We start from the raw sequence: 10476 nt of genomic DNA, 5'->3' as shown, positions 1-10476 counted from the left end.
GGTGCCGGGCGGCGAAGCGAGGCAAGCCACGAGACGGCAGCCGCCTGATAGCCACACCCAGCACCCCTGGGCGACCCAACCCTACGAATGGCTCGACCAACCCGATCAAGACGGTAGAGCCGCCTGAGGAGCCGCCATGACCACTACAACAAACGTCCCCGCACACATCGACCACTACATCGACGGCCGCCTCGACGACTGCGGCGCCGAGCGCCGCAGCGAGGTGTACGACCCCGCCACCGGCCAGGTGACCGGCCTCGTCGCACTGGGAACGGCCGCGGACGTGGACACCGCCGTCCGGGCTGCTGCCGAGGCATTCGAAACGTGGTCCGTCACCCCTCCGCACATCCGCGCCCGCATCCTGTTCCGGTTCCGGGACCTGGTGGAACGCGAGACGGACCGCCTGGCCGCGATCATCACGGCCGAGCACGGCAAGGTACTCGACGACGCCAAGGGCGAGATCGTCCGTGGGCTCGAAGTCGTCGAGTTCGCCTGTGGCATCCCCCAGCAGCTGAAGGGGGAATTCTCCGAGAACGTCGCCCGCGCAGTGGACGCGGTGTCCCTGCGCCAGCCACTCGGTGTGGTCGCGGGAATCTCGCCCTTCAACTTCCCCGCCATGGTGCCCATGTGGATGTTCCCCGTCGCGCTCGCCTGCGGGAACACCTTCGTGATGAAGCCGTCGGAGAAGGACCCCACCCTCACGGTCGAGCTCGCCAAGTTGCTCGCCGAAGCCGGACTGCCCAAGGGCGTGTTCAATGTCGTCCACGGCGACAAGACCGCTGTGGACGCGCTCCTCGCACACGACGACGTAGAGGCGGTCAGCTTCGTCGGCTCGACTCCCATCGCCGAGTATGTCCACAAGACCGCTTCCGCCCATGGCAAGCGGGTCCAGGCACTCGGCGGTGCCAAGAACCACATGGTCGTCATGCCCGACGCCGACCTCGACCAGGCGGTCGCCGCGCTGATGGGCGCCGCCTACGGTTCAGCCGGCGAGCGGTGCATGGCGATCTCGGTCGTCGTCCCCGTCGGCGAGGAGATCGCGAACGCCCTGCGCGAGCGCCTTGTCGCCGCCCTCGCCGACCTCAAGATCGGCCCCGGCACGCAGGACGGAGTCGAGATGGGCCCCCTGGTCACCAAGGTCCACCGGGACAAGGTCGCCGGCTACCTCGACGTGGGCACCGAGGAGGGAGCCGAGTTGGTCGTCGACGGCCGCCGGGTCCCGTTCCCCGGGCACGAGGGCGGCTTCTTCATCGGCGGCACACTCTTCGACCACGTCACTCCGGACATGCGGATCTACCGCGAGGAGATCTTCGGCCCCGTGCTGGCGATGGTGCGTGTTCAGTCGTTCGCCGAGGCTCTGAAGCTCGTCAATGACCACGAGTTCGGCAACGGCACGGCCATCTTCACGGCCGACGGGCACACGGCCCGCGCCTTCCTGAACCAGGTCGAGGCGGGCATGGTCGGCGTCAATGTGCCGATTCCGGTCCCCATGGCCTTCCACTCCTTCGGCGGTTGGAAGCGGTCGCTCTTCGGTGACCACCACATCCACGGCCCCGAAGGGGTGCGCTTCTACACCCGCTACAAGACCGCCACCACCCGCTGGCCCAACGACACCAAGGTACGCGCAGACTTCGCGATGCCGACCCATTCCTGAGCTGCCTGACCGATGACGCTCGTTGCCTTGCCGATGCCTCGGAGGACGTCGGCAAGGCACTCGTGTGAGCGGCACGCTCCCGCACCGGTACGGCCTGGCGGGACGTGCCCGAGCGGTACGGGCCCTGGGCCACGCCGCACACCCGCTTCCGCCGCCGGGTGACGAACGGAACCTTCGAGCGGATGCGTCCGAAAAGGGGGCCCGATGCCCGCCTCGGACGCTCCCGGGGCGTCCTGACCAGCAAGGTTCATCTCGCCCGCCACCTCCGAAGGGTCGACGACCGCCTCCTCCCGCCTGCAGATATGAAGTCGCAACTGCACATTTCGGCATTGACTCATGCATCGTTGCTCGCTGAGATGTGACTCACATCTGTTGGCCGACCGCGGTGTCCGCGGAGTGGGCTACGGCGACGGCGTTGTCGCCCGAAGGGAAATGCACGTGAGTCTCGCTGACTACTTCCGAGGCCCCTCCGCCAGCCTCGACGACCAGATCGAGAGCTACGCGACGGAGAGGGTGCCCGAGAGCGCGCGCTGGCGCCGACCGGCGATCCTGCTGGTCCTGACCGGAAACATCACGGCGATGTTCTGGTTCGCCCTCGGCGGCCAGATCGGGTTCCTGGTCGGCTGGCCGATGTTCCTGATCCCGGTCGCCTACATGGTCGTCGGGGCCACGATCGTGGGTGCGATGGTCATGCGGATCGCGAGCCAGCAAGGACTCTCGCTGCCATTGCTCTCCCGAGGCCTCGGATTCGGCGCCAAGGGCTCCGCGGTGGCCTCGTTCGTCTACGCGATCAACTACGTCTTCTACTTCATCTTCGAGGGAAGCATCGTCTCGCACGGCCTGAGTGAGCTGTTCGACATCTCGATCAACTCCGCCGGTGCGAGCGTGGTCTTCGCCCTCGTCGCCTCGACCGCGCTCTACTTCTCATGGCGCGGCATGCACTCGATGAGCCTCCTGCAGCGGTTCGGCACGCCGATCTTCATCCTGCTCTTCGTCGTCGGCATGGTCATGCTGGCCAAGGGCTACGTCCTCGTCGGCCCCGGGGAATGGAAGGTCACCGGAGGTGTCTCGACCTCGGCGATGTGGCAGGCCTTGAGCCTGGCCAACGGGCAGGTGGTCTTCCAGGCACTGATCGCAACTGACTACGGCCGCTTCGTCAAGCGGTCGGTCTCCTACGTCGGTACCGGCGCGGTGATGCTCGTCGAGCTGCTCATGATCGTCGGCGTCATGATCGTCGGTGTCTTCCTCGGGTTCACGATGGTGGACCGCTTCGACGGGACTCGCGCCCAGCAGGAGCTCTCCGCAACCGACCCGGGCCTGTACTTCACCGTGATCATGGGTGTTCTTGGTGTGATCTTCGCGATCGTGACCCAGATCCGTATCAACGTCATGAACCTCTACTCCGGCTCGCTCGCGCTCGCCAACAGCTGGGACGCCCTCTCGAAGAGGAGAGTCGGCAGGCAGTGGTGGATGGTGCTTCTGGTCGTCGTCGGCATCGCGCTCTACCCGATCAACATCCTGCAGTACACGGCCACTTTCCTTGCCATCACCGGCATCATGACCAATACGTGGATCTTCATCCTGCTCAGCGATTACTTCGTCTGCCGCAAGTGGCTCCACCTCGCGCCGGCCGACCAGATCGAGTATCTCGAGAGCGAGGTCAAGAACTGGAACGTGTGCGGTGTCGCGGCGTTGCTCGTCAGTATCGTCGTCGGTGCCGCTGGGGTGGCCGGGCTGTATCCGGACTACTACGCCTCCTTCATCGCGATGGTGCTGGGTCCGGTGATCTACATATCTCTGACGGTCCTCACCAAGGGATCGCATTACCGACGGTCGGACGTCCCCGTGGCGCCCGCCCCCGCGCCAGCCATGGACTAGGGCCTCTCGTTTGGATCATGCCGGGCTCGCGGGCCCTGGCACCGCGCCTCGCGGCGTTGTCGTCGGTTGTCAGGGCTCCGCCCTGCCGCCCTCCTCCGCCTTGCGATCCACGGCACCAGACCCCGCTCCCTGAACCGGCCTGATCCAAACGAAAGACCCTAGCCCGCCAACAGAGAACAACAGGTCGAGACCGGAGCTTTGAATGAGCACAGACACCGCGAGCACGGACACCGCCAGCAGAGACAACACCGAGCAACTGCACTACAAGGAGATCTACGAGCTCTCCGATCTGCTCTCCTCAGGGGAGCTGAGCTCGCAGGAGGTCACCAGGGCGATGCTCGAGCGCATCGACGCCGTCGACGCGACCATCGGCTCCTATGCCTGTCTCGCCGCCGAGGAGGCCATGGCGGCCGCCCGCCGCTCGGACGAGCGGCGCGCCGCCGGCCGGTCGCTCGGGCGGCTCGACGGCGTACCGCTTGCCGTCAAGGACATCTACGACAAGGCGGGCTGGCCCACCGAGGCGGGGATGGCGTCGCGCAAGGGGATCGTGGCTGCCACCTCGGCGACGGTCGTCGAGCGTCTCGAGGGCGCAGGCGCCGTCATCCTCGGGAAGGTGCACACGACCGAGGGGGTGTACACCGAGCACACCCATCCCTTCCGGGCACCGTTGAACCCCTGGGACGCGCACCGCTGGGTCGGTGTCTCTTCCAGCGGAAGTGGTGCCTCGACGGCCGCCGGGCTCTGTTTCGGCGCCCTCGGTTCGGACACCGGCGGCTCGATCCGGATGCCCTCCGCCGCCAACGGGGTGACCGGGCTCAAACCGACCTGGGGTCGGGTGAGCCGGGCCGGCGTCTTCGAGCTCGCGGCCACCCTCGACCACGTCGGGCCGATGTGCCGCTCCGCCCGCGACGCCGGACTCGTCCTGGAGACGATCGCCGGTGCGGACGACCGCGACCCGACCGCGTCGCTGCTTCCTGTCCCCAGCCTCTCTGTCGGTGAGCCGCGGTCGATGAGGGGTGTGCGCATCGGTGTGGACCCGCAGTGGAGCTACAGCGCGGTGAGCGAGGACATCGAGAAGACCCACCGGGCGGCCGAGGCCCAGTTGAGCAGCCTCGGCGCCGAGATCGTCGAGGTGGCCCTCCCCGACCCCACGCAGGCGATCGAGGACTGGTTCGGTGTGTGCGCGGCGCAGACCGCCCGCGCACACGGCGAGGACTTCCTCGCGCACCGCAACACCTACGGCCCGGCGCTGCGCGAGCTGATCGAGCGTGGCCGTCAGCTGTCGGCGATCGACTACGACGAGTTGCTCTTGCGCCGTTGGAACTTCAAGGGCCGCATGGAGGCGGCCGTCAGCACGGTTGATGCCGTCCTGATCCCAGCGCTGTCGTTCATCGCGCCGCCCGTGGAGAAGATGATGCGCATGGACGAGGAGACGACGGCTGGTGTGCACCGGTTCACCGTGCCCTTCACTCTCTCGCAGCTCCCGACCATCACATTCCCCGGCGGGTTCGCCACGACCGACTCCGGGCGCCCGTTCCCCGTCGGCCTGCAGATGGTGGGACCGGCCTTCGGCGAGCCCGCGCTCGTCGGGATCGTCGACGCCTTCCAGCGCGTGACGGAGTGGAACAAGCGGCACCCCGACCTGTGAACCGGATGAACCAGGTCCGTCCGCTCCTGGGCAGAGAACTGTCGACCTGAGTCTTTCAGCGGGGACCCCGGCTTGTCGGCGCCGCCGACCGCGGCGCTGACCTGCCGCAACGCTTATCGCGGCGAGGGCAAGACCCTCGCGCGGCATCCATGCTGTCGTAGACGATCAAATACACAAAGTCCTATGCAAGAATGCAGCATGGTCAGCGCAGACAACTTCCGCGTCTTCCTTGAGCTCGCGCGGAGCAAACGGCTGGGTGACGCGGCGCAGCGTTTGCAGATGGACCAAACGACCGTCTCAAGACGCCTCGGCAGGCTTGAACAAGAGCTGAACGTGCGATTGTTCGATCGCGGTGTCTCGGGTTGGACGCTGACCGAGGCAGGTCGGCGAGTTCTCCCCCACGCGGAGTCGATGGAGACGATCCTGGCCGCAGCCATGGACAGCGCATCGCCGAGAACGGGCGCTTTGGCGGGGACGGTGCGCGTCCTGTCCCCGGACGGGTTCGGCGCCTACCTGCTCATCCCCGCTCTCTCTGATCTGCGAGAGCGACATGATGACTTGATGGTCGAGGTGTTCACCTCGACGACACACGACCTCATCACCGGACGCGACTTCGACATCGCGATCACGTTGGAGAAGCCATCGCGCCGCTTGGTCGAAGTGCACAAGCTCGCGGACTACGACCTCGGCCTGTACGCCTCGGCCGAGTACCTCGAGCGCCACGGCGCACCGAGAGATCGATCTGAACTCGCCGAGCATCCCTTCATCTGGTACCTCGACTCCCTGTTGGACGTCCAACCCCTCAAGAGTCTCGCAGAGCATCTGGCCGAGGCGCGCCTGATGGTGCAGACGAACAACATCACCGGTCACTACACCGCAGCTCGACAAGGTCTCGGTATTGCGCCTCTACCGACCTACATAGGCGATGCGGAGCCCGGCCTCGTGCGGGTTCTGCCACGGGATTTCACGGTTACGCGTACGTACTGGGTGGTGATTCCGAAGGACCTGGTCAGGCTCGGACGGGTCAACGCGATCGGAGCACTCCTGAAACAAATTGTCGACGACAGCGAGCACCTGCGCGCGTGATCGTCGCCACGAGCGGCGGCGGGCTCAGGTCTCGCTACGTAGGGTTTCCAGTGCCAGCCACAGGTCGACGCGGTCGCTGGTGTCGTCAAGGCGCCGACCGGTGACCTCCTCGACCCTTGCCAGACGGTGGCGCAACGTGTTGACGTGGACATTGAGGTGATCCGCGGTCTGCTGCCATTTTCCGCCTGAGGTGAGGAAGGCGCGCAGCGTGGGCACCAGGTCGCCGGAGTGCTTGGCGTCATAGTCTTCCAGCGGAGCCAGCAGAGCGTCCCGGAAGGAGTCGAGGACGTCCTGGTCCTGGAGAGCCAGCAGAAGGGAGTGGCGTCCTGCAAGCTGCTGTGAGACGACGGTCCCTCCGCCGCGGCGGACGCCCAGTTCGCAGGCCTGGCGGGCTTGGACGAGGCTCTTGCGCAGACTCCTGATGTCGGGCGCAAGGGTTCCGACGCCTGCGGCCGTTGCGGTCACTGCTCGGACGAGCGTGCTCGCGTAAGCGTCGGCGTGGGAGGTGGTTGCACTGTCCTCGATGATCAGGTGAAGCTGGGAAGCGCGCAGTGTGACCACACCGTTGAGGCCTTCCGCGTCGAGCCATCGCTCGGCGTCGCCCAGGGCGGTTTCTGCGTCGGCCACGGCGGCAACGATGGCGACGTTCGGCTTGTGGGGATTCAGACCGTAAGAGGTCATACGGGCTGCCGCTGCTTGTTCTTGCCGGGCCAGGATGAGGGAGACGAGTTCACCAGCGAGTCTGCGCTCGGTCTCGCGGATGGTGCGTTCTCTGGCGAGTACCAGCCCGACCACGGGCACGGATGCTTCGAGCCGTGCCTGAGCCAGTATCCCGGTGTTGTCCATGGCGAGGCCGATGAGCGCGGTGATGCGGGAGCCGTTACGGAGGGCACGCACGCTGCCGTTGCTGTTCGGGTGGATGCGCATGTTCTGCGCAACGGTCTGGAGGTAGTCCCTGTCGGGCATGCGGCCTGTGTGCGCAAGCAGGCGCCCACTTCCGTCGGTGATCCAGGCTCCGTGACCGGTCTCCCGGTGCAGGATGCGCGCGACTGCCTTCAATCCTGTGGCGGGATCCGGACTGTCCGCCGAAGCGATCAGATCGGACATGAAGGCGAGGGAGGCACGCAGGTCCCCTTCACGTTTGTTGTGCAGTCGTTCGACAAAACGCTGGCTGATGGCAATGAACGGAGTCTCGGTGGGCACCAGCACCAGCGGGACACCCTCATCCCGGCATGCGCGAATCAGGCCGTGCGGCACCGAATCACACGGGTTGAGCAGGCCGTAGCCGAGGCCGGCGACCGACTTGGTCTCCAGGGCGCGCACGAAATCCAGGGCTTCAGTTCCTCGCTGGCGCCAGATGCCGGTGGTGAGGATCAACTCGTTGCCGTCGAGGTAGGGCGAGGCATCAGCGAGTTCGCTGACATGTACCCACCGTATGGGGCGGTCCAGGTCGCCGTCCACAAGCAGGCTCAGGCCGAGGGCCGGGTCGTCGAGCAAGTCACGAAGCGTGGTAGCCATTGTGGGAACCTACATCGCATGGCGTGAAAGTCTCTAGGTTCCTCTGTTGTCCAAGTCACCCCGGGTACAGAAACTGTTAGCCACGCAGCGCCGCTTTGGGTACTTCCGTGACATGGGAGAAGGAACGTTGAGCGCAACCAATGAGGGCAGACAGCGCGGGGTGATCGAGACCCGGTCGATCGATCACGTGCCCGCGTCCGAGCGGCACGGCAAACCATGGCATCAGGGTCCGTTCTGGTTCACGGGGAACTTCGTCCTTGTGACGATGGTGTCCGGGTTCCTCGGGCCGACGGTTGGGCTCTCCCTCGGCTACGCCTGTCTGGCAATCGTTCTCGGCGTGGGCTTCGGGACCTTCTTCATGGCTTTCCACGCCAATCAGGGCCCCACGATGGGCCTGCCGCAGATGATTCAGTCCCGTGCGCAGTTCGGCTCCCGCGGAGCGATCGTGCCGTTCACGGCGACGGTGTTCGTCTATGTCGGCTTCATCGTCTTCGACCTGGTGCTGGCGACCCAGGCTCTGCAGACGGTCCTGCCGGGCGGGCGGTGGTTCTGGTACCCGTTCCTCATGCTCGTCGCGGTCGTCCTTGCCGTCATCGGTCACGACCTGCTGCACTGGGTGCAGCGCTGGCTGACGCCCATCCTCCTCGTGTTCTTCGGAGTGTTCACTGTCTACGCCGTTGCCCACGTGGGCAGCGCTCCAGAGGCCGTCGAATCCGGCTGGACACTGACCGGGTTTCTCATCATGTTCTCGGTGGCAGCCGGCTATCAGATCAGCTACTCCGTCTACGTTTCCGACTACTCCCGTTACCTGCCGACAGACACCCCGGCGCGTGGAGTCATCACCTGGACCTACCTCGGGGCAGGAGCTTCCGCTGTCTGGCTGATGTGCCTGGGCGCGCTGCTGGGCACACACCTGGAGGCACCCGATGCAGTGGGCAGCCTCGTCACCGTCGGCAACGACCTGTTCAGCGGATTCGGCACGTTGCTGGTCCTCATCTCCGTCCCCGCTCTCCTGACTATCTGTGCCGTCAACTCCTATGGCGCCATGCTCACCAGCGCGAGTGCCGTCGACGGATTCACACCCGTACAACCGGGAGTGCGTGCCAGGGTCACCGGGATCGGGATCATCGCGGTGCTCTCGGTGATTATCGCGTTGGCCCTGCCGTCCGACTATCTCGGCTCTTTCAACAACTTCGTACTGTTGATGCTGTACTTCCTCATCCCATGGACAGCCGTGAACCTCGCGGACTTCTACTTGGTGAGGCGTGGCCACTACGCGATCACCGAAATGTACAACCCCAACGGCATGTACGGGCGGTGGGCCTGGCGCGGTCTGACCGCTTACGTAGTCGGTCTGCTGGCCATGATTCCCTTTATGTCCTTGAGCTTCTACGTCGGCCCTGCCGCACGCGCCCTCGACGGTGTGGACATCGCCTTCATCGTGGGGCTCGTCGTCGGCGGCGGCCTGTACGTCCTCCTCACCCGCGGACTCGACCTCACCGAAGAGGCGGCACGGATCGAGGAGAGCAACCGTGAACTGAATGGACTCGTTTCCAGGGGCCTGGCGGTCCCGGCAGCGACAGACCACCTCGGAAGTGAACTGTGAGCACCGCACACGTCGCCATAGTCCAAGAACCCCCGGCGATCCTCGACCTTGTCGAAGGTGTGCGACGTGCGGCCAGGCACATCGACGCCGCAGCGCACGACGGTGCCCGCTTGATCGCCTTTCCCGAGACATGGTTGACCGGTTATCCCGCATGGATCTTTGGCCTTGCCGGCTGGGACGATGCCGAAGCCCGCCATTGGTATGCGGCCTTTCTCCGGCAGTGTCCGAGCAGCGACTCCCACGAACTCGACCCCATCCGTGAGGCAGCCGCACGAGCTGGTGCCACAGTCATCATCGGCATGAACGAGCGCCGAGCCAAAGATTCCGGCACCATCTACAACTCCCTGCTCACCATCGGACCCCAGGGGGAAACCGTTGGTGTACACCGCAAGCTGACACCAACCCACACCGAGCGCATCGTCTGGGCGCCTTCACCCGACGCGGTCGGCCTGCGCGCACACGACACCGAGTTCGGCCGCCTCGGAGGATTGATCTGCTGGGAGCACTGGCAGCCCTTGATCCGTCAAGCCATGCACAGTCAGGATGAGCAGATCCATGTCGCCGCCTGGCCCGACATGACGGACGCCCACCAGGCAGCCAGCCGCACCTACGCCTTCGAAGGCCGATGCTTTGTACTGGCCGCAGCCCAACTCCTGCGCGCCGAGGACGTACCCGGCCAGGTCCGCGACGCCTATCGCGCCGGAGTCGGCCCGGGGACCCCGGAGACAGGACTGTGGTTCACCGGCGGTTCGGCCATTGCGGGGCCGGACGGGACATGGATCACTGCCCCGCTGTTCAACACCCCTGGGATCGTGCATGCCGAGATCGACACTGACCAGACGCTCGCCTACAAGCACGACCTCGACGTCGCCGGACACTACGCCCGACCGGACATCTTCAGCCTGACCATCGATCGCAGCCCTCGGTCTTCAGTCACCTGGATCAATCACAACGAAGACGACGCGGGAGCAACGAAGGAGGACAAACGGACCGGATAGCGCTCTGCACCGGCGCTGGGTGATTGTCCGCAACTCGCTGAGCTTCCTGGGCTGAGCGAGTTGGTCCCGGGGGTGGCCGCGAATGACG

The 10476-nt window shown here is 65.6% G+C and carries 7 protein-coding genes and 1 pseudogene; 7 read left to right on the top strand and 1 reads right to left on the bottom strand.

Going from position 1 to position 10476, the window contains the following annotated elements; genetic code table 11:
• The first annotated feature begins 136 nt into the window (after positions 1 to 136).
• The 5 genes and pseudogenes from CTZ28_RS44805 (at position 137) to CTZ28_RS44780 (ending at position 6266) form a co-directional block, all read left to right on the top strand.
• Positions 137 to 1654 (top strand): CoA-acylating methylmalonate-semialdehyde dehydrogenase, encoded by a 1518-nt coding sequence (locus tag CTZ28_RS44805; RefSeq protein ID WP_121895572.1) that lies wholly within the window; start codon positions 137 to 139, stop codon positions 1652 to 1654.
• Positions 1655 to 1737: 83 nt separating this feature from the next.
• Positions 1738 to 1911 (top strand): annotated as a pseudogene (locus tag CTZ28_RS49195) (transposase); the annotation flags it as partial.
• A gap of 181 nt (positions 1912 to 2092) precedes the next feature.
• Entirely contained in the window at positions 2093 to 3532 is a 1440-nt protein-coding gene (locus CTZ28_RS44795) for a purine-cytosine permease family protein (RefSeq protein ID WP_220795552.1), read from the top strand.
• A 202-nt stretch (positions 3533 to 3734) separates the two neighbouring features.
• Positions 3735 to 5180, top strand: coding sequence for an amidase (locus CTZ28_RS44785; RefSeq protein WP_121895565.1), 1446 nt, complete (start codon positions 3735 to 3737; stop codon positions 5178 to 5180).
• Positions 5181 to 5378: 198 nt separating this feature from the next.
• Complete coding sequence (locus CTZ28_RS44780; RefSeq protein WP_121895563.1) at positions 5379 to 6266, top strand: LysR family transcriptional regulator; 888 nt, start codon at positions 5379 to 5381, stop codon at positions 6264 to 6266.
• 24 nt (positions 6267 to 6290) lie between these two features.
• Here CTZ28_RS44780 and CTZ28_RS44775 read toward each other — a convergent pair whose 3' ends face one another.
• Positions 6291 to 7784 (bottom strand): PucR family transcriptional regulator, encoded by a 1494-nt coding sequence (locus CTZ28_RS44775; RefSeq protein ID WP_121895561.1) that lies wholly within the window; start codon positions 7782 to 7784, stop codon positions 6291 to 6293.
• Between the two features lie 127 nt (positions 7785 to 7911).
• Here CTZ28_RS44775 and CTZ28_RS44770 point away from each other — a divergent pair, with 127 nt between their 5' ends.
• On the top strand, positions 7912 to 9390 hold the full coding sequence (locus CTZ28_RS44770) for a purine-cytosine permease family protein (RefSeq protein ID WP_259472098.1): 1479 nt from the start codon (positions 7912 to 7914) through the stop codon (positions 9388 to 9390).
• Entirely contained in the window at positions 9387 to 10388 is a 1002-nt protein-coding gene (locus CTZ28_RS44765) for a carbon-nitrogen hydrolase family protein (protein WP_121895558.1), read from the top strand. The genes CTZ28_RS44770 and CTZ28_RS44765 overlap by 4 nt, the downstream gene beginning before the upstream one ends.
• Positions 10389 to 10476 lie beyond the last annotated feature (88 nt).

Origin of the sequence: Streptomyces shenzhenensis, assembly GCF_003688995.1 — a bacterium.
GTDB classification, from domain to species: domain Bacteria; phylum Actinomycetota; class Actinomycetes; order Streptomycetales; family Streptomycetaceae; genus Streptomyces; species Streptomyces shenzhenensis_A.
Note: the sequence above shows the minus strand (reverse complement) of the source record. Positions and strands in the feature narration are given on the sequence as shown.

Coding starts and splice junctions, on each gene's coding strand:
- CTZ28_RS44805 (WP_121895572.1), top strand. CDS start 137: ATGACCACTACAACAAACGTCCCCGCACACATCGACCACTACATCGAC.
- CTZ28_RS44785 (WP_121895565.1), top strand. CDS start 3,735: ATGAGCACAGACACCGCGAGCACGGACACCGCCAGCAGAGACAACACC.
- CTZ28_RS44775 (WP_121895561.1), bottom strand. CDS start 7,784: ATGGCTACCACGCTTCGTGACTTGCTCGACGACCCGGCCCTCGGCCTG.
- CTZ28_RS44780 (WP_121895563.1), top strand. CDS start 5,379: ATGGTCAGCGCAGACAACTTCCGCGTCTTCCTTGAGCTCGCGCGGAGC.